This is a genomic window from Campylobacter sp. W0066.1, assembly GCF_024723635.1.
Classification (GTDB): domain Bacteria; phylum Campylobacterota; class Campylobacteria; order Campylobacterales; family Campylobacteraceae; genus Campylobacter_D; species Campylobacter_D lari_C.
Genome location: NZ_JANQCW010000017.1, coordinates 1 through 22,184, shown reverse-complemented (window position 1 = coordinate 22,184; position 22,184 = coordinate 1). Strand labels below are relative to the sequence as shown.

The window sequence follows — 22,184 nt, the reverse complement described above, 5'->3', positions numbered from 1 at the left end:
ATGCAAAAACAAGAAAAAATAGTTAAAATGTTTGATGATATAGCACCAACTTATGATAAGGCTAATAGAATTTTAAGTTTTGGAAGTGATGTGAGTTGGAGGAAAAAAGCTTGTTTGGATGTTTTTAAATTTTCTAATAATGAACTTGATATTATCGATGTAGCTTGTGGTACGGGCGATATGATTATAGAATGGCAAAATCAAGCCTTAAAAGCAAATAAAAACATTACGAGTATAAAAGGGGTTGATCCAAGTGCGGGTATGCTTGAAGTGGCTAAGAAAAAAATTCCTGAAGCAACTTTTGTCCAAGCAAAAGCACAAGAGCTTCCACTTGAAAATGAAAGTGCAGACATCATAAGTATAAGTTATGGCATACGCAATGTGGTAGATAGAAAAGAAGCTATAAAAGAATTTTCAAGAGTGTTAAAAAAGGATGGGATTTTACTTGTACTTGAATTTACCAAAAGAGAGCAGGGTGGTTTTATAGCTGCTTGTAGAGATTTTTACTTAAAAAATATTTTGCCAAAAGTAGGTGGATTTATCAGTAAAAATTATAGTGCTTATGAGTATTTACCAAATTCTATAGAAGATTTTTTAAGCAAAGAAGAATTTATCAAAGAATTGAGTGAGCATTTTGAAATGCTAGAGTATAAAAGTTTTAGCTTTGGTGTTTGCTCTATGTTTATTGCAAGAAAAAAATGAAAGTTTCAGAACTTAATTTAAAGGCTAAAAGTTTACTAGAATTTCATCTTGATGATATAGAGCTTAGTGGGGAAATTTCTAAAATTACTATTCATAGTTCAGGACATTGGTATTTTGATTTAAAAGATGAAAAATCAAGCATAGCTTGTGTGATGTTTAAAGGTTTTAATCAATTTGTCCAGGCTAAACCTAAGGTTGGCGATATGCTTGATCTTAGAGGTTATGTGAGTTTGTATGAAGCAAGTGGTAGGTATCAATTTATCGCTAAAAGTATGCAAAAAACAAGCCTTGGGGATTTAGAAGCTAAATTTTTAGCCTTAAAAGAAAAGCTTGAAAAAGAAGGTTTGTTTGATATAAATGCCAAAAAAAGCATTGTTAAATTTCCTAAAAAAATAGGCATAATCACTTCTTTTACTTCAGCTGCCTTACAAGATATGTTAAAGTTAATTTCACAAAAGGAATACAATCTTTGTAAAATAACTATTTTTAATGCCCTTACCCAAGGGCAAAGCGCTCCAAATTCTTTGATAAATGCTTTAAAAAGAGCTGATGAGTATAATTTAAATGCGATTATTTTAGCAAGAGGTGGCGGGAGTAGAGAGGATTTGTTTTGTTTTAATGATGAAGAACTTGCAAGATGTATTTTTTCTTTAAAAACGCCTATTGTTTCTGCTATTGGACATGAGATTGATTATGTTATTAGTGATTTTGTAGCAGATTTAAGAGCACCAACTCCAAGTGCGGCTATTGATATGATTTTTCCAAATAAACTCAGCTTAGAACAAGGACTTGATGAGCTTGTTATGCGTTTTAAAAACCAAATGTTAAATCATCTTAAGTTTTATCAAAATAAAATCGATCATTTGCAAAATTTAGCCAAAGCGAAATCTTTAGAAAATGCTTTTTTTCTTAGAAAACAAAAGCTTGATTTTTTACAAAGTCAACTAAAGAGCGTTTTAAATTTAAAATTATTAAACTATGAAAATAAACTTAATAATTTTGAAGAGCTTTTAACTCAGCATAAAAATTTCTTTGATAAAAGTAAAAATTTGATAAATTTACAAAAAGATGGCAAAAATATCTCTCTTGAAAAACTAAAAAAAGGAGATATTATAAAACTTTGCTCAATAAATGAGAGTAAAGAAGCCCAAATACTATAAAAAGGAGACAAAATGAGAGTAATGAATTTTAGTGCAGGTCCTTCAAATCTGCCTGATGAGGTTTTAAAAGAAGCACAGGAGCATTTGTTTGATTATCATGGTAAAGGCTTTTCTATTATGGAAGTTTCTCATCGTGGAAAGGTTTTTGAAGAAGTGCATTTTGAAGCTATTAAAATGGCAAAAGAGCTTTATGGTGTAAATGATGATTATGAAGTGCTTTTAATGCAAGGTGGGGCTAGTTTGCAATTTGCTATGATACCTATGAATTTATATATGGGTGGAGTTTGTGAATTTGCTAATACGGGAGTTTGGACTAAAAAGGCTATTAAAGAGGCTGAAATTTTAGGAGTAAATACAAAAATAGTAGCAAGTAGCCAAGAAAGTGAATTTGATCATATCCCACAATTTGAATTTAGTGATAATGCAGATTATGCTTATATATGCTCTAATAATACCATTTATGGAACTCAATATAAAAGCTATCCAAAGACTAAAAGTCCTTTGATAATTGATGCTTCTAGTGATTTTTTCTCTAAAAAGATAGATTTTTCTAATATTGCTGTGCTTTTTGGTGGGGTGCAAAAAAATGCAGGAATTTCAGGACTTGCTTGTGCATTTATCCGCAAAGATATGATAGAGCGTAGTAAAAATAAAAATATACCTAGCATGTTAAAATACAGTGTTTATGCTGAAAATAATTCTTTATTTAATACACCTGCAACCTTTGCTATATATATGTTTAATCTTGAAATGAAATGGCTTTTAAATCAAGGTGGCTTAGATAAAATCAATGAGCAAAACATACAAAAGGCTAAAATTTTATACGATGTGATTGATGAGAGTAATGGTTTTTATAAAGGTCATACTAAAAAAGAAGATAGATCGCTAATGAATGTTAGTTTTAATATAGCTTGTGATAAAAACTTAGAGTCAGTTTTTGTAAAAGAAGCTGAAGAAAATGGTATGATAGGTCTTAAAGGGCATAAAATTTTAGGTGGAATTCGTGCTAGTGTTTATAATTCTATCAGCATTGAAAAGGTTCAAAAGTTAAGTGAATTTATGAAAGCTTTTGCTAAAAAACATGCTTGATTTTTGGTGATTTTCACCAAAAATCATTTGTATAGTAAAAACTTTACTCTTTAATATTTATCAGCATTTTCCTAAGCCACTATTGTATTTTTTTTCAAGAAAATCTTTAAAAAATTCTTTTCTACTTTTACAAGGTGCTTTAGGATGTTTTTCTCTCATATGTTCAAGATATTTATCATAGCTTGCAACTCCAACTAAGGGATGAAAAAACCTTTCGGATTTTTCATACCATAATTTAAGTTTTTTTATCATGTTTTTTCCTTTTTTAATGCTATATAAGGGCTTTCTTTTAAAGAAATGTTTAATTTTTTGATAAAAATTCCAAAACAAGAAAGTATAACAAGCAAAGTGGTAATCATGAAAAACACACATAAAATTGCATTTATTAAATTGGAATTTTTAGCTTGAGATGCTAATTTTATATCTTTTTTGATTTGCTCGATTATTGCTTCATCTTGTGTTTGAGAAAGTTTTAAATTAAATTCTTGTATTTTTTGTGCATTTATTTGTACAGCAGCAACATGACTTATAGCATTATGTATCTTATCACTTTCTTTATAAGGAAGTACTTTTTGGATTCCTCCATAAAGGGTTGCAACTAAAACAAAAGCAGCAGGAAGTAATGTTACCCAAGTATATTTAGCTTTTCCCATTTTAAATAAAATTGCACTTGCTAAAAGTAATGCCATGCCAGCAAGCATTTGATTACTCACTCCAAAAAGTGGCCATAATGAGTAAATTCCGCCTTTTGGATCTATCGCTCCTTGATAGAGAAAATACCCCCATCCACCAACACTTAAAGCTGTTGCAAAAATTCCTGCTAAGGTATTATTAATATTTCCTAAAGGTTTATAAATATTACCCAATATATCTTGCACCATAAATCTACAAGCTCTTGTCCCAGCATCAACAGCGGTTAAAATAAACAAGGCCTCAAATAAAATAGCAAAGTGATACCAAAAACCCATTAAATTCACTCCACCAAATAATTCATGTAAAATCAAAGCAACTCCTACGGCAAATGTTGGTGCTCCACCAGTTCTTGATAGTATACTTTGTTCGCCTATATTTGTAGTTAAAGTAGTGATTTCCTCAGGAGTTATTTTAAAACCCCAGCTAGAAATAGTGGCAGCTGCGTTTGCAACATCTACACCTATAGTAGCAGCAGGTGCATTGATGGCAAAGTAAAGACCAGGGTGTAAAATGCAAGCACAAATTAAAGCCATGATAGCCACAGCACTTTCCATAAGCATAGAGCCATATCCAACGACTAATGCATGGGTTTCATTTTCAAGCATTTTAGGGGTTGTACCACTTGAAATTAATGCGTGAAAACCACTAATAGCTCCGCATGCAATGGTAATAAATAAAAATGGAAAAATTGCTCCAGCAAATACAGGCCCGCTTCCATCTAAATATTGAGAATTAATTTTTGACATTTGAAGATCAGGTGCTACAAATACAATAGCTAAAGCCATAACCACAATAACACCGATTTTTAAAAAAGTTGATAAATAATCTCTTGGAGCAAGTAAAAACCAAACAGGTAAAATTGCAGCTATAAAACCATAAGCCATCATAATAAGCGCTAAAGTTGGCGCATCAAAGGTAAATATTTTCGCCCAATAAGGATCAGCGGCTATTTCACTTCCATAATGTATGGCTAATATGAGCAATATAAAACCTATAATAGAAGCTTCACCAACCCTACCAGGTCTTAAAAATCTCATATAAATTCCCATAAAAATAGCAATAGGAATGGTCATTGCAATGGTAAATAATCCCCATGGAGATTCTGCTAAAGCTTTTACAACAACCATAGCTAAAATCGCAATAATTATAAGCATAATTCCAAATATAGCGATCATTGCCACTGCGCCGACAAATTGTCCTAATTCATCTTTTATCATCTCTCCTAAAGATTTTCCATTACGACGCGTAGATATAAATAAAACTACAAAATCATGTACTGCACCTGCTAAAACACCGCCTATTAGTATCCAAAGCATAGAGGGTAAATAACCCATTTGTGCAGCAAGTATAGGACCTACTAAAGGACCAGCTCCTGCGATAGCGGCAAAATGATGCCCAAAAAGCACGATTTTATTTGTAGGGACAAAATCACATCCGTCGTTTTTAACCATAGCAGGAGTTGCTCTGTTTTTATCTAGCTCTAGCACCTTATAGGCAATATATCTACCATAAAATCTATATCCTATGATATAAATACATAAAGCAGCAATAACAAGATAAATCGCTGAAACACTTTCACCATTTTGAAGCGCTAGCATTCCAAAACAAACAGCACCAACAATGGCAATAATAAACCATAGTATTTTATTTGATGTACTCATCTTACTCCTTTTTTACTTTGTGAAATTTAGTGTAGCGTAGTTTGGTATTTTACAGTTATCTGAGCGGCTTAATATAAAAATATATTACCAAAAGTAACTATAATAGACGCTATATTTAATCAAATTAAAGAAATATTATGTAGATATAAATATGCTTTATTTTACTTATTTTGTGTAAAATATTGGTTTTAAAATAAGGTAGTTGTAGTATGAATAATGACAAAATAAGTATCATTGGTGCTAAGGAAAATAATCTTAAAAATATCAACCTAGAAATTCCTAAAAATAAACTCATAGTTTTTACAGGACTTAGTGGAAGTGGTAAATCAACTTTAGCTTTTGGTACGCTTTATGCAGAAGGACAACGTCGCTATATTGAAAGTTTAAGTGCTTATGCAAGGCAGTTTTTAGATAAAGTGGGTAAGCCAAATGTTGATAAAATAGAAGGTTTAACTCCTGCTATTGCTATTGATCAAAAAACAACTTCTAAAAATCCTCGATCAACTGTTGGAACTATTACTGAAATTTATGATTATTTAAGACTTTTATACGCAAGGATTGGCTCACAACATTGTCATCAATGTGGTCAAAAAATCTCATCTATGAGTGCAGCAGATATCGTAGGTGAAATCTTAAAGCTTCCAAAAGGAGCTAAAATCATCATTTATGCGCCGTTGATTAAAGAAAAAAAAGGAACTTTTGCAGATCTTTTAGAAAATTTAGTCGCAAAAGGCTATGTTAGAGCACAAATTGATGGAGTTTTAACGCGTCTTGATGAGGATATTGGGCTTGCTAAAACCAAAAAACATACAATAAAACTTGTAATAGATAGACTCCAAGTGCAAGATGATATGTTGGCAAGACTTGCAAGCGATATAGAAAAAGGACTTAGCGAGAGTTTTGGTGAAGTGGAAATTGAAGTTTTAAATAATGAAGAATTAAACATAGCAAAACATTTTCATTATAGTGAACATAATGCTTGTTTTGATTGTAAAATTTCTTTTCCTTTGCTTGAGCCTTTGAGTTTTTCTTTTAATTCTCCAAAAGGCGCTTGTCCAAGTTGTGATGGTCTTGGTATAAGATATACACTTGATATGAAAAAGCTTATCAATGAAGAATTAAGCTTAGAAGCAGGAGCTATAAAGCTTTTATATGGGTTTAATAAAAGTTATTATTATAAGTTTTTAATGGCCTTTTGCGAGCAAAATGGTATAAGGGTAAAAATTCCATATAATGAGTTAAGTGAAGAAGAAAAGCGTCTAGTGCTTTATGGTAATGCCAAGGAAATTAACTTTTTATGGAAAAGACATCGCTTAAGTCGAAAATTTGAAGGTGCGGTTAAATATGCCTATGAAATGCTAAAAGATGAAAAAGATTTAAGCGAGTATATGAGCGAAAAAACTTGCAAAGATTGCAATGGTCATCGTTTAAGAGCAGAAAGTTTAGCCGTAAAAGTAGCTGAGAAAAATTTGGGTGAAATTTTAGATATGAGTATAGAAAATACCACTGCATTTTTTTCAAAAGAAGCTAATTTTGCATATTTAAGTGAGCAAGAAAGATTGATAGCTAAGCCTATTTTTAAAGAAATTAATGAAAGATTGTTTTTTCTTTATGATGTAGGACTTGGGTATTTATCTTTAGGGCGTGATGCAAGAACCATTAGCGGGGGTGAGGCTCAAAGAATTCGTATAGCATCTCAAATTGGTAGTGGTTTAAGTGGAGTGATGTATGTTTTAGACGAGCCTAGTATTGGTTTACATGAGCGAGATACGGCAAAACTCATTAAAACTTTAAGAAATCTTCAGCAAAAGGGTAATACTTTAATCGTGGTTGAGCATGATAAAATGACTATAGAAGAAGCAGATTTTATCGTAGATATTGGTCCAAATGCTGGTAAATTTGGCGGTGAGGTTGTATTTAGTGGAACTTATAAAGAATTATTAAAAAGCAAAAGCCAAACCGCCCTTTATATGAGTGGTAAAAAGCAAATTGCCCATCAAAAAAATAGAGAACAAAAAGATTTTATTAGTTTAAAAGATGTGAGCATTAATAATATTCAAAATTTAAGTGTAGATTTTCCATTGCATAATTTAGTAGCAATTACAGGCGTTTCAGGAAGTGGTAAAAGCTCATTGATTTTACAAACTTTGCTTCCATTTGCAAAAGAAGAGCTTAACCGTGCTAAAAAAGTTAAAAAACTAAGTGGGGCTAAAATAGAAGGTTTAGAAAAACTTGATAAGGTGATTTATCTTGATCAAAGTCCTATAGGAAGAACCCCGCGTTCAAATCCTGCTACTTATACAGGTGCTATGGATGAAATTCGTAATCTTTTTGCAGCTACCAAAGAAGCTAAAATGCGAGGTTATAAAGCAGGGCGTTTTTCTTTTAATGTTAAAGGTGGAAGATGTGAAAAGTGTAGTGGAGATGGTGAAATTAAAATAGAAATGCACTTTTTGCCTGATGTGATGGTAACTTGTGATGTTTGTAATGGCAAAAGATATAATGATGCAACTTTAGAGATCAAATATAAAGGTAAAAGCATAGCTGATGTTTTAAATATGAGTATTATTGAAGCAAGTGAGTTTTTTACTTCTGTGCCAAAGATAAAGCAAAAACTTGATACTTTGGTAAAAGTTGGGCTTGATTATCTTACCTTAGGACAAAATGCAACTACTTTAAGTGGCGGAGAGGCTCAGCGTATTAAGCTAGCCAAAGAATTAAGCAGAAGTGATACGGGAAAAACTCTTTATATTTTAGATGAACCTACAACAGGACTTCATTTTGAAGATGTTAATAAGCTTATTTTAGTTTTGCAACATTTAGTCGATCTTGGAAATAGTGTGTTTGTGATAGAGCATAATTTAGATGTGATTAAAAATGCTGATTATATCATCGATATGGGACCTGAAGGTGGAGTTAAAGGTGGTAAGGTTATAGCTAAAGGTAGCGTTGAAGAGCTTGCAAAAAATCATGAAAAAAGTGGTTCTTATACAGGGTATTATCTAAATTTAGAGTTAAAAAGCACAAAAAAATAAATTGGTTGAAGTTATTCTTCAACCATAAATTTCACCTTTTTTATACTCATAAATACTTTGCATATCTTTATCGCCTCTTCCTGAAAGATTTACAACTATCACACTTTTTTTCTTTAAAGTCGGACAAAGTTTTTCTAAATAAGCTAATGCATGTGAGCTTTCAATAGCGGGTATAATACCTTCTTCTTTACATAATAATTTTAAAGCATTAATGCACTCATCATCACTAATAGCATGATAACTTACTCTTTTACTTTCTTGCAAATATGCGTGCAAAGGCCCTATGCCAGGGTAATCAAGCCCAGCAGAGATGCTAAAAGTATGAGCAATGTTTCCTTTATCATCTTGTAAAACTTTAGTTTTCATACCATGGATAATACCTTCTTTACCTTTAGTAAGTGTAGCTGCATGATAAGGCGTATCTTTTCCTAAACCTGCTGCTTCAACGCCTATGAGTTTAACTTTTTCATCTTTTAAAAATGCATGAAAAATTCCAGCAGCATTGCTACCACCTCCAGCTGCTGCTATGATGTAATCAACTTTTTTATTTAATTTTCTAAGTTGCATTTTGCATTCTTTACCTATAATACTTTGAAAATGCGTAACAATTTGCGGATAAGGATAAGGCCCCACTGCACTTCCTACTACATAAAATACTTCTTTGGTATTTTTAACCCAAAAATTTAAAGCCTCATCTACTGCATCACTTAAAGTTTTACTTCCACTTTCTACCGCATGAACTTTTGCTCCTAAAAGCTCCATTTTATAGACATTTAAGGCTTGTCTTTTTACATCAATAGCCCCCATAAATATCTCACATTCAAGTCCCAAAAGTGCTGCTGCAGTAGCGGTTGCAAGCCCGTGTTGTCCTGCTCCGGTTTCTGCAATAATTTTTTTCTTATTCATTTTCTTTGCCATTAAGGCTTGAGCTATGGCATTGTTGATCTTATGAGCTCCTGTGTGAGTTAAGTCTTCTCTTTTTAAATAAATTTCATGATTATAAAGCTTGCTTAAATTTTTAGCATGGTATAAAGGCGTAGGTCTTCCTATATAATTAACTAAGAGTTCTTTTAATTCTGTGTTAAAATCTTTATCTTTTTTGAGTTTTAAAAAAGCTTTTTCTACTTCATCTAATGCTATTTTTACTTCATTTGGCACAAATTGCCCACCAAATTTTCCATAATATTTTTTCATAGTATTTCCTTAAAATGATTAATAATATAAAATCAAAAATGATCAACTAAAACTAAAAATGTAAAATAAAAAATGATTGAAAATGTAGTAGCAGGCTTAACGCCAAGAAAAAGAAGCTTTGTTAAATAAGTATTCTAAATTTAGTTTAGAAAATTTTTTCCTTTCCATAGTTTTTCCTTTTAAAAAATTGCCAAATGACTTTACATTCTAAGATAATTATTATTAAAAATTCTTTAAAATGATAGTTTATAAAATAAATACTAAGAAAATTTGTGATGTTTGATTTTTTATATAATGACATAAGCTATATAGGGCTTTTTATAGTATGTTTTCTCTCTAGCACGCTTTTGCCTATGGCAAGTGAAGCTTTTGTGCTTGCTTTTGTGAAATTAGATTTTAATGCTTATATGGTTTTATTTGTAGCAAGTTTGGGAAATACTTTGGGTAGTTTAAGTACTTATGCGTTAGCTTATTTTGGAGAGAGTCAAATTTTAGAAAAATATTTTAAAGGCTCTTTGCGTAAATTAGAAAAAATCAATGCAAACTTTAAAAAATTTGGTTCTTTGTATGCTTTTTTTACTTTTTTACCCATAGTGGGAGATCTTTTTGCACTAGGCCTTGGATTTGCCAAGTATTCTTTTTTAAAAGCAAGTATTTTTATAGCCTTGGGTAAATTAAGTCGTTATGCTTTTGTAATTTTCATAGCAAATTCCATTTAAAAGTCTTGATTTTAAAAGATTTAAAAGTCTAGCATTATCAATATCTTTTAAAACTTTTATAGTGTTTTTTAATTCATGATTTTTCATAGGCATTTTTGCATCTTTAAAACACCTTATCGTGCTTCCTCTAGCAAAAGTACTATCACAAATGACATTTACTAAATACTCATCAAAATTTGCTAAATTAGGATCAAGCATATAAGCAACAGTTAATGCATCATGTATCCATGTGCCATTTGTACCTCTTGTTTTGCTTGCATAATCAATCCAAACTCTTAAAGTCTGTACTAAAAAATCACAAAGAGGATTTTGATTTTCTAAAGCATTTAAATCTTCATGTGTGAGCATAGTTTGCATTGTTGCATTATAAGGAACAAGTGTGATTTTAGCTCTTGAGTTTAAAACTATACTAGCAGCTTCAGGATCAAAGCCAAAATTTGTATCTTTGATATGATAAGGCATATCAAAACTTCCACCCATGATAAAAATTTCTTTCACATTTTTATCAAAGTCTTTAAAAAGCTTCATCGTTATGGCTATATTTGTTAAAGGTCCTATAGCGCAAATTGAAATTTCACCTGGATTTTGCATAACAAGTTCGCCCATTTTCATACAAGCATTTGGGCTTATGTTTTCTAAGATTTTTATAGGTTTTATATGATCCCAAAGATGAGTAAGCTTAAACTCTTCTACGCTTTTATCTAGTCTTTGTCTCCAAAAATGACTATCTTCATATAAAGCTTCATGAGCACCTAAATACAAAGGTATGTCTAGATTAAGCTTATTTAATAAATCTTTAGCAACACTATAAGCGGTTAAAGCTTGCACATTACCACTTAAAGTGCTAATCATCTCAAGTTTGATTTCTTTGGAGGCTAAAATAAGTCCAAGGGCTAAACCATCATCGGTATTAGCCCCTGCTACGCCATTACCTATATCAGTATCTAAAATAAGGCGTATCATATCGCATCTTCTATTAAATTTAAATCTCTGCCTCTAGTTTCTGGCGCAAAGAAGGTTGTGATAAAACCAATTCCTGCGGTGATAACAAAATACAAGGCTATTGGCCACCAAGTGCCATAATAAGCAAGCAAAGCTGAAGCTATCATAGGAGCAGTACCCCCTGAAAGTATAGAGCCAAATTCTTTTGCTAGCGCCATTTTGGTATAGCGATTTTTTGCTCCAAAAAGTTCTACACCCCACGCAGCTTGCACACCAAAAATCCCTAAAGATGCCAAAGACATACCTACGATGATAGTTAAAATTACAATAATTTCATTTTTACTATCAAGTAGCATAAAAGCAGGGAAGGCATAAAGCATTAAAAGTAAGCAAAAGGTTCTATAAGTAATGCGTCTTCCAAATTTATCACTTAAATATCCTGCTAAAGGTATAACCAAAAATCCCACTAAAGAAGCGATAACAACAGCAGTTGTGGCTACTGATTTATCAAGAAGTAAAATTTTAGTTACATAGCCTACTATAAAGCCTTGTGCAAGATAAGATGGCCCATTTTCTCCTATTCTTATACCCACCATAGTCCAAAATGCACGACTTTTTTGCCAAAAAGTTCTTTCATCTTTTTTCATATGTGCTTCATTTTCATGACGAATTTTTAGCATTAATTCTTTTTGTTTTTCAAAAACAGGAGTTTCTTTCACATTTAAACGCATATAAACAGCAAAAAGTGCTATAAAAATACTTCCTATAAAAGGAATTCTCCATCCCCATTCTTTAAAACTAGCATCATCCATACTTGTAACTAAAAGCCACACAAAAGCTGCAAGCAAGGTTCCACTATTTGATCCAAGAGCGATGATAGAAGAGATTAAACCCCTATGTTTGCTAGGAGCATATTCTCCAAGCATGACAGTTCCACCTGAAAGCTCAGCACCTGCGCCAAAGCCTTGCATAAAACGCAAAATAACCAAACATATAGGAGCCCAAATTCCAATTACTGCATAACTTGGTATAAAACCAATCAAAGTAGTTGAAATACCCATTAATGCAATGGTGCTCATCAATACATTTTTTCTTCCGTATTTATCTCCTAAATATCCAAAAAATAAAGCTCCAATAGGTCTAGCAATAAAACCTATACCATAAGTAACAAAACTAAGTAATAATGCTATAACAGGAGTTTGCTCAGGAAAGAAAACTTCTGAAAAAACAGTAGCTGCAGCTAAGCCATAAAGTGCAAAATCTGCATATTCCATAGCAGTTCCTAGCCAACATGAAAACACAGCCTTTTTGAAGGCTTTTTTTCCTTGTGGAGTTTGAAAATTTTCATCCGCGATTGATTTTGTCTGCAAGATTAAACCTTTATTTGAAATTTCAAAATGATAATTTTATCTAAAATGCTTAAAATGGAAATTTAATACTTTTTACCGACTTTTAAATAATTTTGGGCGATAATTATTATTATTTTTTAATATAGGAAAAAAATGAGAACTTTAACCATAATTGATACTTTTGGCTTTTTCTTTAGACTTTTTTATGCTTTAAAGGGTTTGAAAAATTCAAAAGGCGAGCCTAGTAATATGATTAGCGGTTTTGCTAATTTTATTTATAGTTTGAAAAATGAACATCCTAGTGATATGATTATTTTTGCTCTTGATAGTAAAGGAAAAACTTTTAGAAGTGAAATTGATCCAAATTATAAAATCAACCGCACCCCACCTCCACCTGATTTATTAGCTCAAATTCCAATTTGTATTCAAATGATAGAAAAAATGGGTTTTTCAAGTTTTTCTTGCGAAGGCTATGAGGCTGATGATATCATCGCATCTTTGGTTAAAGAGTGTAAAAATAAGGATATTTTTATAAGAATTATTACTCAAGATAAAGATTTGTATCAACTTATAAAAGATGATAAAGTTAGTATTTATAGTCCTATTTCAAAAAATGATTACAATGAAGCAGGATGTTTGGAAAAATATGGGGTAAAACCTAGCCAGATAAGAGATTTTTTAGCTCTATGTGGAGATAGTTCAGATAATATCCCAGGAGTAAAAGGAATTGGTGCTAAGGGTGCTAAGAATTTACTTGATGAGTTTGAAAGTATTGAGGGAATTTATGAAAACTTAACACTAGTGCGTAATGAAAGAAATAGAAATTTGCTTCTTGAAGGTAAAGAAAATGCCTTTTTGAGTAAAAAACTTGCTTCTTTGTATGAAAATTTAGATGTGAAAAATATGCTTTTAAATTGTGAGTATCCAAAAGATGAACCTTTGCTTAAGATTATGGATATTTTAGAGCATTATGAATTAAATACTTTATTGAAAAAACTACGCACTAATCCTACTAATAAAGATAAAAATTTAGGATTTAATGCAAGATTAATTTTAGATGAGAAAGAATTATTTGAAATTTTAGAAAAAATTGATGATCAAAGCATTGTTGCTTTTGACACTGAAACTACGGGCTTAGATACCAAAGAAGCAAAGATAGTAGGGTTTAGCTTTTGTTTTCATGAAAGTGAAGCCTTTTATGTGCCACTTGCGCATGATTATTTGGGAGTTTGTAAGCAAATTTCTATGCAAGTAGCCAAAAAAGGCATAGAAAAAATCTATCAAAGCATGGTTATAGGACATAATCTTAAATATGATTTTGAGATTATAAAAAATAATTTTAATCTACTTCCTCCAAAAAATTATGCTGATACTATGATACTTGCATGGCTTAAAGAGCCAAGTTTGCGTGTAAATATGGATGATTTAGCAAAAAGATTATTTGATTATGAGACTTTGCATTTTGAAGATTTGGTAAAAAAAGGAGAAAACTTTGCAGGAGTGGATGTAGAAAAAGCTTGTAAATATGCAGCCGAGGATGCTTATATCACTTTAAGATTTTATTTGTATTTTTTAAAAAATTTAGAAAAGCCTTTGTTTGAGCTTGCACAAAAAAGTGAGTTTGAATTTATCAAAGTGCTTATTATGATGGAAAATAATGGCATTAAACTTGATACTCAAAAGCTTGAAAGCTTAATGCAAAGTTTTAATCAAGATATCAAAATACTAAGTGAAAAAATATATGATTTAGCAGGTGAAAAATTTAATATCAACTCTCCTAAACAAGTAGGGGATATTTTATTTGAAAAACTAAAGCTACCAAGTGGTAAAAAAAGTAAAACAGGTTATTCTACTGATGAAAAGGTTTTAAATGCTATTTTAGATAACCATCCGATTGTAAAAGAAATTTTAGCTTATAGAGAGCTTGCAAAATTAGTTTCTACTTATTGTGAACCTTTGTTAAAATTAGCTAAAAAAGATGAAAACTCAAGAATTTATTCAAGCTTTTTACAAACTGGTACAGCTACTGGACGCCTTTCATCAAAAGATCCAAATTTACAAAACATCCCTGCACATGGTCAATATGCTAAAGATTATAAATCCTGTTTTGTAGCAAAAGAAGGATTTAGTTTTATTTCACTTGATTATTCACAAATTGAGCTTAGAATGCTAGCGCATTTTAGTGAAGATGAGAAATTACTAGAAGCGTTTTCAAACGATGAGGATATTCATGCAAAAACTGCTATTATGATTTTTAACCGTAGTGATTATGAGACAAGAAGTATTGCTAAAAGTATAAATTTTGGTCTTATTTATGGTATGGGTTATAAGACTTTGAGCCAAAATTTAAAAATAGAAGCAAAGTTAGCTAAAGAATATATTGAAAAATATTTTGAGAATTTTACTAGCATTAAAACTTATTTTGAAAAGGTAAAAAATGAAGCTAAGCAAAATGGTTTTATAAAGACTTTACTAGGTCGTAAGCGTTATTTTGACTTTGAAAATGCAAAGCCTATGCATGTGGCAATGTATGAAAGAGAGAGTATTAACTCTACACTTCAAGGTTCTGCTGCCGATATAATAAAACTTGCAATGATAGAAATTGCAAAAGACTTAGATGAAAATAAACGCTTGATTTTACAAATTCATGATGAGCTTATTTTTGAAGTAAAAGATGAACTTTGTGAGGAATTTGCAAAAAATGCTAGTGATATTATGGAAAATATTGTAAAATTAAAAGTTAAATTAAAAACTTCATCAAGTATTGCCAAAAATTGGGGCGCATTAAAATAAGGAGAATAACTAATGGATCTTTCAACCATACTTGGGATGGTATTAGCTGTTGTTAGTATTTCTGTAGGGGATATTTTAGAGGGTGGTAACCCTTTGCATGTTTTGCACTTAAGTTCATTTTTGATCGTGGTTCCAACTGCAGCATTTTGTGCAATGACAGCAACGCATAAAAAATTTGTTAAAGCAGCTTATAAAGAATTAAAACTTGCCTTTAAAGGTGCAGGGGTAAATTTAAGTCAGAGAATAGCTGAGCTTGTAGAATACTCTATTATAGCAAGAAGAGATGGGCTTTTGGCTTTAGAATCAAAAACTAATGAAATTGATAATGAGTTTTTAAAAGAAACCATGATGATGATGGTTGATGGTAAGAGTGTGGAAGAAATTAAAGAAAGCATGGAAATCCAAATAGAAGAAATGGAAGAATATTACAAAGAAACGGCAGAATACTGGATCCGTTTTGGTGAGACTTGTCCTACTATGGGACTTGTTGGTGCGGTTATGGGGCTTATGCTTGCTTTGCAACTTTTAGATGATCCTCAAGCTATGGCAGCGGGTATTGCAGGAGCATTTACTGCAACGGTAACTGGAATTTTTGGTGCTTATGCTTTATTTGGTCCTTGGGGACATAAAATCAAAGCTAATGCTCATGAACTCATTAAAGAAAGGATAGTTATCTCACATGCTATAGTAAGTATTGCAGAGGGAGCTAATCCTAGGGATTTAGAGGCTAAATTGTTTAATTATCTTGGACAAGGCGAGCCTAGAATTTCTCAGTTTGATAAGTAAGAGTTAAAAAATGGGAAAAAAACATAAATGTCCAGAATGTCCAGCAGGTGAAAAGTGGGCTGTGCCTTATGCAGACTTTTTAAGTTTGCTTTTGGCGCTTTTCATTGCTCTTTGGGCGATTTCTGAAAGTAATCCTGCTAAAACTGAAGCCTTAAAAACTGAATTTGTTAAAATTTTTGAATTTACTGCTTCAAATCCTTTAGAAAAAGAAAGTGAAGTGCATAATAAATACAGTGCTCCATCTAATGCAAATGTTGAAGAGCTTGAAAAGCTTAAAAAATTAAGTATCACTCAACAAGAAAATATAGAAAAATTAAAAGCGGCATTAGATCAAAGAGAAAATAATATCGTTTTAAATTTGCCTGCAAGGGTTGAATTTGCTAGAGGTAGTACACAAATTGATTCAGCTGATGTGCAAGATTTTCTAAAGCGCATTAGTGAAGTTTTAAAAAGAATGCCTGCGCAAGCTCAAATAGAACTTAGAGGCTATACTGACGCAAGCGATAAAGACCCTAAAAGAAATTTTGATTTAGCAAGTAAAAGAGCTCAAGTTGTAGCTGATTATTTGATTGCTAGAGGGATTAACCCAGCTCGGCTTATAGTGGTTAGTTTTGGTGAAAATTATCCTTTGAGTGCAAACAAAGAAGATGAGATAAACAATAGGGTTGAATTTTATATCCGCGTAGATTCTTCAGATAATCAAACTAGAAAGTCAGTATTGGATCAAATTGGAACTTTTAAATAACAAATAAGTAAAAAACTTATTTGTTATTCTCTCCGCCAAAACGAAGCAGTGCTGAACCCCAAGTAAAGCCTCCGCCAAAAGCATCAAGCAATATTAGTGAGCCTTGTTTTAAGCGACCTTGCTCGTAAGCATCATTCATTGCCATAGGAATTGAAGCAGCTGAGGTATTGCCATATTTTTGGACAGTAACTACGCATTGTTCATCTGTAAAATTTAATTTTTCTTGTACGGCCTTGATAATTCTTAAATTAGCTTGATGAGGTACAAAAAGATCAATTTCTTTGCTTTTTATATTATTTTTTGCAAGAATTTCAATAACATCATTACTTAGAGTATTCACCGCGATTTTAAATACCTCATTTCCTTTCATTTGCATGGAAAGTGGAGAGCAAATACTGCTTTTTTGAGCTCTTTGAGTCATTAATAAATCTCCAAATTCTCCATCACTTGCAGTATGAGTATCTATAATAGGAAAATTATCATCTAATGACACAACTCCAGCCCCAGCTCCATCGCCAAATAACACACAAATGCTTCTATCGGTATAATCCATAATAGAGCTAATTTTTTCAGCTCCTATGATTAATACATTTTTTTTAGCACCACTTTCAACCATAGATTTAGCAAGCTCTAAAAGATAAATAAATCCCGAGCATGCAGCAGAAATATCAAAAGCAGTGATATTTTTTAAGCCCAAATTATGAGCGATTTTGCATGCGGTTGATGGCATGGTAAAATAATCAGGACTTAAAGTAGCTACAATAATCGCATCTATATCTTGAGAATTTAAATTAGCTCTTTGTATAGCCTTAATAGCTGCTTTAGTACCAAGATCGCTTGTATTCTCATCATCACTTGCTATATGTCTTTGTTCTATACCGGTTCTTCTTAATATCCATTCATTACTAGTTTGAACCATTTTTTCTAAGTCAAAATTGCTCAGAGTTTTTGTAGGGATATAAGAAGCTATACTTTTTAAGGAAGCTTTAGTTGATTTCATAATTAGAAAGTTCTTTTTCTATGATTTGATTTATATTTGATTGTGCGAAATTTAATGCTTGAAAAATAGCATTTTTTATAGCTTTTGGACCACTTTTTCCATGACTTATAATGACACATTCTTTTACACCCAAAAGCGGAGCTCCACCGTATTCTTCATAGTCAATATGAGTTTTTAGTTCATTAAAAGCTGGTTTTGCTAAAAGATAGCCTAGTTTTGCTAAAAAAGATTTTTGAATTTCTTGTTTTAGAAGCTTTGTAATAACACTCGCTACACCTTCGCCGGTTTTAAGTAAAATATTCCCATTAAATCCATCACATACTAATACATCTATAGTACCATTAAAGATATCTCCACCTTCAGCATTTCCTACAAAATTTGGAAGTTGCTTTAAGAGTTGATGAGTTTCCTTGGTAAGCTCATTTCCTTTGCATTCTTCTTCACCATTTGATAGTAAAGCAACTCTAGGTTTGGCAATTTTTAAAATCTCTTTTGCATAAGCTTCACCCATAATGGCAAACTGAAATAAATGCTCACTTTTACAATCAACATTTGCTCCAACATCTAGCACAAGTGTTCTTGAATGGATATTTGGCATTAAAGTAGCTATTGCAGGTCTAGCAATATTTGCTAATCTTCCAAGCCTTAATGTAGCTAAACTCATGGTAGCTCCACTATGTCCAGCAGAAACAACAGCTTTTGCTTTTTGATTTCTTACTAATTCTATAGCCTTGTAGATAGTACTGTCTTTTCTTTTTAGTGCATCTGTGGAATTTTCTTCCATAGCAAATACATCAAAAGCTTCTTCGTATTCTATGTATGAGTTTAATTCTTGAGGTATTAAGGTTTTAAGCTTTTGAGGATCCCCTACCAAGATAGCTTTAAATTCACGCTCTTTTAAAGCCTGAATCACACCTTCTATAATAGGTTTTTCCCCAAAATCACCACCCATTGCATCAATAGCAATGCTTGTCATCGTTATTAATATTCCTTAGTTACTGGATTTACACGGTGAGGCATTTTATAGCTACCATCTTTGTCTTTTATAGGCATAGGTAGGGTAACTTTATAATGAGTTCTGCGTTTTGCTGCACGAGTTTTACTCACTCTTCTCTTAGGTACTGCCATTTTTTACTCCTTTGTTAATTTGAACATTTATTGCAATAAAAATAATCACTTAAATAAGATTGCAACTCACTTGTGGCAAGCTCTATTAAATCTATATGAGAGTCAAAAAACTCCATAGTATCACTTAAGGTGTTATTTTCATCTTTGAAAATTCCATCGCTTGCAAAAAGCTCTATATTTTGATCGATTTCAAGCTCCATTTCATCGCCACAGCGATCACAGTTTCTATAAACAAAGCCTTTGAAATTAGCCTTTATTTTTGCTAATTTTGGATTAACTTTTGTAATAGTTCCTTCAAAAACTATATTATCAAGATCTAGTTTAAAAGGGTAAGCTATAGAGCTAAGCTTTGCAAAAGCGATTTTCATTATAAAATTTCAGTTTTTGAAAAGAAAAATTCTATTTCAATTTTTGCATTTTCTAAGCTATCACTTCCATGAACTGCATTTGCATCAATACTATCTGCAAAATCTGCTCTAATAGTACCAGGAGCTGCTTCTTTTGGATTTGTAGCACCCATTAATTCTCTGTTTTTTAATACAGCATTTTCGCCTTCTAAAACAGAAACCACAACCGGACCACTGATCATAAATTCAACTAAATCTTTAAAAAAAGGTCTGTCTTTGTGTACAGCATAAAATTCTTGAGCTTCTTTTTCTGAAAGCTGTATTTTTTTTGTTGCTGCTATTCTTAGACCATTGCTTTCAAAGCGTGTTAAAATTTGACCAATAACACCTTTTTTAACTGCATCAGGTTTAATAATAGAAAGTGTTTTTTCCAAAATCGTCCCCTTAATTTAAATAAGTTTTATATTTATAAAAGAGCTAATTATACCAAAAAATGCTTTAAAATTATATAAAATTTAGAGTTTATAGAAGAGTTTGTAAGTAGCTTGAAAACAAGATACTTACATTAAATTATTAAGCAAATACTGGAGTTGAACCGTCTCTTAAATCACTTCCGATATTATCACGGCTTGGTTGTCCGCTAACTACATCACTCCATACAATACAGCCATCAGTTGGGCAAGCGCTTGCACAGGCTGGTTGGTCATTGTGTCCTACACACTCAACACATTTATCAGCATAAACATAATATCTATCTTCGCCCTCAGGATTGTTTGCATCATCTACGATTGCGCTTACTGGGCATTCATCTATACAAGAACCACATGCTATACAAATATCAGTAATTTTAACTGCCATTTTTTACTCCTTAATATTAAATGTTAAATGCAAGATTATCAAAATTGTCTTAATTTTATTCTTAAAATCTTTTAATTTTGATAATAAAATTAAATTATGGATAATTTTACACAATTAATAAATTTTTAAATTTACAAATGATATTATTTCGTTACAAATAAAATTTATTAATTAGGAGATAAAATTATGGTAGTAACTAAAAAAGCTATTGATTTTATAGCACCTGCTGTATTAGGTAATAATGAAATAGTAGGAGATTTTAATCTTTATAAAAATATAGGACCAAAAGGTGCGGTAGTATTTTTCTATCCAAAAGACTTTACTTTTGTTTGCCCATCTGAAATTATTGCTTTTGATAAAAGATATCAAGATTTTAAAGATAGAGGTATTGAAGTAATCGGCGTATCTTGTGATAATGAATTCTCTCACTTTGCTTGGAAAAATATGCCAGTAAATCAAGGTGGTATAGGTCAAGTTAAATTTCCTTTAGTAGCTGACTTAACAAAACAAATTGCTAGAAATTTTGATGTTTTATTTGAAGAAGCAGTTGCTTTAAGAGGCTCTTTCTTGCTTGATGCTGATGGAACAATCCGCCATGCAGTAGTTAATGATTTACCACTTGGAAGAAACATTGATGAAATGATTAGAATGGTTGATACTATGTTATTTACTAATGAGCATGGTGAAGTTTGTCCAGCTGGTTGGAATAAAGGTGATGAAGGTATGAAAGCTGATCCTAAAGGTGTAGCTGATTACTTAAGCAAAAACGAAGGTAAATTATAATTTTATAGCAGTGAAGTCTAGTCTTGCTTCACTGCTATTTTTCTAAAAAACTTCTACATCTATCACTTTATTTTACATTTTTAAAAAAAATATTTTGTTATTATGAATTTTTAAAATTATTATTATAATTTTTCGATAGAATTATTAATATAATGATAGTAAAATTCAAGGAAAATAAATGCTTTTTAAAAATAGTTTTATTAGTGTAAAGAATAAACTTTCTTATATTACTGGGATTATAGTTGCTCTAGCTTTGTTTATAGTAACTGCAATGGCTTTTTATTCAAGTAGAGAAAATCTTATTATAAATAGTAAAAATGCAAATAAAGATTATTTATTAGTAACTACTGCTCAAGTGGAAACTTATATTGAAAGTTATATTGAAATTCTATTATCTATAAAAAAATATATAGATTTATTACCAAAATACCAGACAGAAAATTTTGATAAATTAGGGGAATATTTTGCTAAGGATTTGAAAGTATTTAAAGATGGTTCAAATACTTTAGCAGTATATCTTGGTTTTCCTGATGGAACCATGCTTGTTAGTGATGCAGAATCAGATAAGAAAGGAATACCTTTTAGAAAAAGAGGTGGTGGTATAAGTTATTATGATGATCCTCAATATAATGCAACTACGCGAGATTGGTATAAGGGAGCATTAAAAAATAAAGGTGTTTTTGTAAGCGATGTGTACGAAGATTCAGTAACAAAATTCCCTAGTTTTACTTATTCTGTACCTATTGAAAAAAATGGAAAACTTATAGCTGTTTTGGGTGTTGATTTACTTTTAACATCTCTACAAAAAACATTTGAAAAATTACCAGGAAGTGTATTTGTTTTTGACAATACTAGTTCAATACCTTTTGCATCTAACGATAAGTCTTTAATATTAAAATCATACCCAAACATCGATGAGATTAAAAATCACCATAAAGTAGTAGGTGATTATAAGACTTTTGAATATACTGGGATAAATAGTGGAGAAAAAAGATTTGGAGTTTGTGCAAATATTAATAATTCAAATGCTCATGTTAACTATGTAGCGTGTGCAATTCAAAAACAAGATGATTTAGATAAATTAGTTATTGAAGATGTGTTTGATCAAATTATAACATCTATTGTGATTTTAATTTTATCATGTTTTATTGTTTATTTTATTTCATCAAGATTGTTATCACCTTTACAAGCTATACAAAA

At 31.3% G+C, this 22,184-nt stretch carries 21 protein-coding genes; 10 read left to right on the top strand and 11 right to left on the bottom strand.

Annotated elements, in window-relative coordinates; genetic code table 11:
- From ubiE to serC, 3 genes are read left to right on the top strand one after another with little or no spacing between them, the layout of a single operon-like run.
- A complete protein-coding gene (gene ubiE / locus CAMP18497_RS06880) occupies positions 1–702 on the top strand; it encodes a bifunctional demethylmenaquinone methyltransferase/2-methoxy-6-polyprenyl-1,4-benzoquinol methylase UbiE (protein ID WP_337213403.1) in 702 nt (233 codons plus the stop codon).
- Entirely contained in the window at positions 699–1,862 is a 1,164-nt protein-coding gene (gene xseA, locus CAMP18497_RS06875; RefSeq protein WP_337213401.1) for an exodeoxyribonuclease VII large subunit, read from the top strand. The genes ubiE and xseA overlap by 4 nt, the downstream gene beginning before the upstream one ends.
- Positions 1,863–1,874: 12 nt before the next feature.
- Positions 1,875–2,951 (top strand): phosphoserine transaminase, encoded by a 1,077-nt coding sequence (gene serC, locus CAMP18497_RS06870; protein WP_337213398.1) that lies wholly within the window; start codon positions 1,875–1,877, stop codon positions 2,949–2,951.
- Positions 2,952–3,011: 60 nt separating this feature from the next.
- Here the strand turns inward: serC and kcuS are convergent, their stop codons facing one another.
- Both kcuS and CAMP18497_RS06860 read right to left on the bottom strand, forming a co-directional pair.
- Positions 3,012–3,203 (bottom strand): KCU-star family selenoprotein, encoded by a 192-nt coding sequence (kcuS, locus tag CAMP18497_RS06865; protein WP_133319555.1) that lies wholly within the window; start codon positions 3,201–3,203, stop codon positions 3,012–3,014.
- The gene (locus CAMP18497_RS06860; protein WP_337213395.1) at positions 3,200–5,305 is read right to left on the bottom strand and encodes a carbon starvation CstA family protein; all 2,106 of its coding nucleotides are present in this window, start codon (positions 5,303–5,305) and stop codon (positions 3,200–3,202) included. The genes kcuS and CAMP18497_RS06860 overlap by 4 nt, the downstream gene beginning before the upstream one ends.
- Before the next feature lie 209 nt (positions 5,306–5,514).
- On the opposite strand from CAMP18497_RS06860, the gene uvrA reads away from it, so the two are divergent.
- Positions 5,515–8,340 carry an excinuclease ABC subunit UvrA gene (gene uvrA / locus CAMP18497_RS06855; protein WP_337213393.1) on the top strand — a complete coding sequence of 942 codons (2,826 nt, stop codon included), beginning with the start codon at positions 5,515–5,517 and terminating at the stop codon, positions 8,338–8,340.
- 18 nt (positions 8,341–8,358) lie between these two features.
- Here the strand turns inward: uvrA and trpB are convergent, their stop codons facing one another.
- Positions 8,359–9,534 carry a tryptophan synthase subunit beta gene (trpB, locus tag CAMP18497_RS06850; protein ID WP_337213391.1) on the bottom strand — a complete coding sequence of 392 codons (1,176 nt, stop codon included), beginning with the start codon at positions 9,532–9,534 and terminating at the stop codon, positions 8,359–8,361.
- A gap of 275 nt (positions 9,535–9,809) precedes the next feature.
- On the opposite strand from trpB, the gene CAMP18497_RS06845 reads away from it, so the two are divergent.
- On the top strand, positions 9,810–10,253 hold the full coding sequence (locus CAMP18497_RS06845) for a YqaA family protein (protein ID WP_263682429.1): 444 nt from the start codon (positions 9,810–9,812) through the stop codon (positions 10,251–10,253).
- On the opposite strand, the gene CAMP18497_RS06840 is transcribed toward CAMP18497_RS06845, so the two are convergent.
- A complete protein-coding gene (locus CAMP18497_RS06840) occupies positions 10,209–11,213 on the bottom strand; it encodes a nucleoside hydrolase (RefSeq protein ID WP_337213423.1) in 1,005 nt (334 codons plus the stop codon). The genes CAMP18497_RS06845 and CAMP18497_RS06840 overlap by 45 nt on opposite strands.
- Positions 11,213–12,568, bottom strand: coding sequence for an MFS transporter (locus CAMP18497_RS06835; RefSeq protein ID WP_263684051.1), 1,356 nt, complete (start codon positions 12,566–12,568; stop codon positions 11,213–11,215). Before CAMP18497_RS06835 ends, CAMP18497_RS06840 begins: the two co-directional genes overlap by 1 nt.
- Before the next feature lie 129 nt (positions 12,569–12,697).
- Between CAMP18497_RS06835 and polA the strand changes: the two genes are divergently transcribed.
- Genes polA through motB form a run of 3 tightly spaced genes read left to right on the top strand, consistent with a single transcriptional unit; the run spans position 12,698 to position 16,868 of the window.
- The gene (gene polA / locus CAMP18497_RS06830; RefSeq protein ID WP_337213389.1) at positions 12,698–15,337 is read left to right on the top strand and encodes a DNA polymerase I; all 2,640 of its coding nucleotides are present in this window, start codon (positions 12,698–12,700) and stop codon (positions 15,335–15,337) included.
- 12 nt (positions 15,338–15,349) lie between these two features.
- A complete protein-coding gene (motA, locus tag CAMP18497_RS06825; protein WP_039619177.1) occupies positions 15,350–16,123 on the top strand; it encodes a flagellar motor stator protein MotA in 774 nt (257 codons plus the stop codon).
- A gap of 10 nt (positions 16,124–16,133) precedes the next feature.
- Positions 16,134–16,868 (top strand): flagellar motor protein MotB, encoded by a 735-nt coding sequence (motB, locus tag CAMP18497_RS06820; RefSeq protein ID WP_337213387.1) that lies wholly within the window; start codon positions 16,134–16,136, stop codon positions 16,866–16,868.
- Positions 16,869–16,884: 16 nt separating this feature from the next.
- On the opposite strand, the gene CAMP18497_RS06815 is transcribed toward motB, so the two are convergent.
- The 6 genes from CAMP18497_RS06815 to CAMP18497_RS06790 all read right to left on the bottom strand — a co-directional run bounded on the left by CAMP18497_RS06815 (position 16,885) and on the right by CAMP18497_RS06790 (position 20,201).
- Positions 16,885–17,868, bottom strand: coding sequence for a beta-ketoacyl-ACP synthase III (locus CAMP18497_RS06815; RefSeq protein WP_337213385.1), 984 nt, complete (start codon positions 17,866–17,868; stop codon positions 16,885–16,887).
- Positions 17,855–18,844, bottom strand: a complete 990-nt coding sequence (gene plsX / locus CAMP18497_RS06810; protein WP_337213383.1) for a phosphate acyltransferase PlsX — start codon at positions 18,842–18,844, stop codon at positions 17,855–17,857. The genes CAMP18497_RS06815 and plsX overlap by 14 nt, the downstream gene beginning before the upstream one ends.
- Before the next feature lie 5 nt (positions 18,845–18,849).
- Positions 18,850–18,996 carry a 50S ribosomal protein L32 gene (gene rpmF / locus CAMP18497_RS06805; protein ID WP_012662034.1) on the bottom strand — a complete coding sequence of 49 codons (147 nt, stop codon included), beginning with the start codon at positions 18,994–18,996 and terminating at the stop codon, positions 18,850–18,852.
- A 14-nt stretch (positions 18,997–19,010) separates the two neighbouring features.
- Positions 19,011–19,364: a DUF177 domain-containing protein gene (locus tag CAMP18497_RS06800; protein ID WP_263675440.1), complete on the bottom strand. Its 354-nt coding sequence runs from the start codon at positions 19,362–19,364 to the stop codon at positions 19,011–19,013.
- The gene (ndk, locus tag CAMP18497_RS06795; protein WP_039642239.1) at positions 19,364–19,777 is read right to left on the bottom strand and encodes a nucleoside-diphosphate kinase; all 414 of its coding nucleotides are present in this window, start codon (positions 19,775–19,777) and stop codon (positions 19,364–19,366) included. The genes CAMP18497_RS06800 and ndk overlap by 1 nt, the downstream gene beginning before the upstream one ends.
- Positions 19,778–19,916: 139 nt before the next feature.
- Entirely contained in the window at positions 19,917–20,201 is a 285-nt protein-coding gene (locus CAMP18497_RS06790) for a ferredoxin, 4Fe-4S (RefSeq protein ID WP_039619165.1), read from the bottom strand.
- A gap of 186 nt (positions 20,202–20,387) precedes the next feature.
- Here CAMP18497_RS06790 and CAMP18497_RS06785 point away from each other — a divergent pair, with 186 nt between their 5' ends.
- Complete coding sequence (locus tag CAMP18497_RS06785; RefSeq protein ID WP_337213379.1) at positions 20,388–20,984, top strand: peroxiredoxin; 597 nt, start codon at positions 20,388–20,390, stop codon at positions 20,982–20,984.
- A gap of 178 nt (positions 20,985–21,162) precedes the next feature.
- Positions 21,163–22,184, top strand: a 1,022-nt coding sequence (locus tag CAMP18497_RS06780) for a cache domain-containing protein (protein WP_337213377.1), incomplete at its 3' end; no start/stop codon positions are given.

What these genes read in the sequence shown, in the direction of transcription:
- ubiE (WP_337213403.1), top strand. Translation starts at nt 1, where the DNA reads ATGCAAAAACAAGAAAAAATAGTTAAAATGTTTGATGATATAGCACCA.
- xseA (WP_337213401.1), top strand. Translation starts at nt 699, where the DNA reads ATGAAAGTTTCAGAACTTAATTTAAAGGCTAAAAGTTTACTAGAATTT.
- serC (WP_337213398.1), top strand. Translation starts at nt 1,875, where the DNA reads ATGAGAGTAATGAATTTTAGTGCAGGTCCTTCAAATCTGCCTGATGAG.
- kcuS (WP_133319555.1), bottom strand. Translation starts at nt 3,203, where the DNA reads ATGATAAAAAAACTTAAATTATGGTATGAAAAATCCGAAAGGTTTTTT.
- CAMP18497_RS06860 (WP_337213395.1), bottom strand. Translation starts at nt 5,305, where the DNA reads ATGAGTACATCAAATAAAATACTATGGTTTATTATTGCCATTGTTGGT.
- uvrA (WP_337213393.1), top strand. Translation starts at nt 5,515, where the DNA reads ATGAATAATGACAAAATAAGTATCATTGGTGCTAAGGAAAATAATCTT.
- trpB (WP_337213391.1), bottom strand. Translation starts at nt 9,534, where the DNA reads ATGAAAAAATATTATGGAAAATTTGGTGGGCAATTTGTGCCAAATGAA.
- CAMP18497_RS06845 (WP_263682429.1), top strand. Translation starts at nt 9,810, where the DNA reads ATGTTTGATTTTTTATATAATGACATAAGCTATATAGGGCTTTTTATA.
- polA (WP_337213389.1), top strand. Translation starts at nt 12,698, where the DNA reads ATGAGAACTTTAACCATAATTGATACTTTTGGCTTTTTCTTTAGACTT.
- motA (WP_039619177.1), top strand. Translation starts at nt 15,350, where the DNA reads ATGGATCTTTCAACCATACTTGGGATGGTATTAGCTGTTGTTAGTATT.
- motB (WP_337213387.1), top strand. Translation starts at nt 16,134, where the DNA reads ATGGGAAAAAAACATAAATGTCCAGAATGTCCAGCAGGTGAAAAGTGG.
- CAMP18497_RS06815 (WP_337213385.1), bottom strand. Translation starts at nt 17,868, where the DNA reads ATGAAATCAACTAAAGCTTCCTTAAAAAGTATAGCTTCTTATATCCCT.
- plsX (WP_337213383.1), bottom strand. Translation starts at nt 18,844, where the DNA reads ATGACAAGCATTGCTATTGATGCAATGGGTGGTGATTTTGGGGAAAAA.
- rpmF (WP_012662034.1), bottom strand. Translation starts at nt 18,996, where the DNA reads ATGGCAGTACCTAAGAGAAGAGTGAGTAAAACTCGTGCAGCAAAACGC.
- CAMP18497_RS06800 (WP_263675440.1), bottom strand. Translation starts at nt 19,364, where the DNA reads ATGAAAATCGCTTTTGCAAAGCTTAGCTCTATAGCTTACCCTTTTAAA.
- CAMP18497_RS06790 (WP_039619165.1), bottom strand. Translation starts at nt 20,201, where the DNA reads ATGGCAGTTAAAATTACTGATATTTGTATAGCATGTGGTTCTTGTATA.
- CAMP18497_RS06785 (WP_337213379.1), top strand. Translation starts at nt 20,388, where the DNA reads ATGGTAGTAACTAAAAAAGCTATTGATTTTATAGCACCTGCTGTATTA.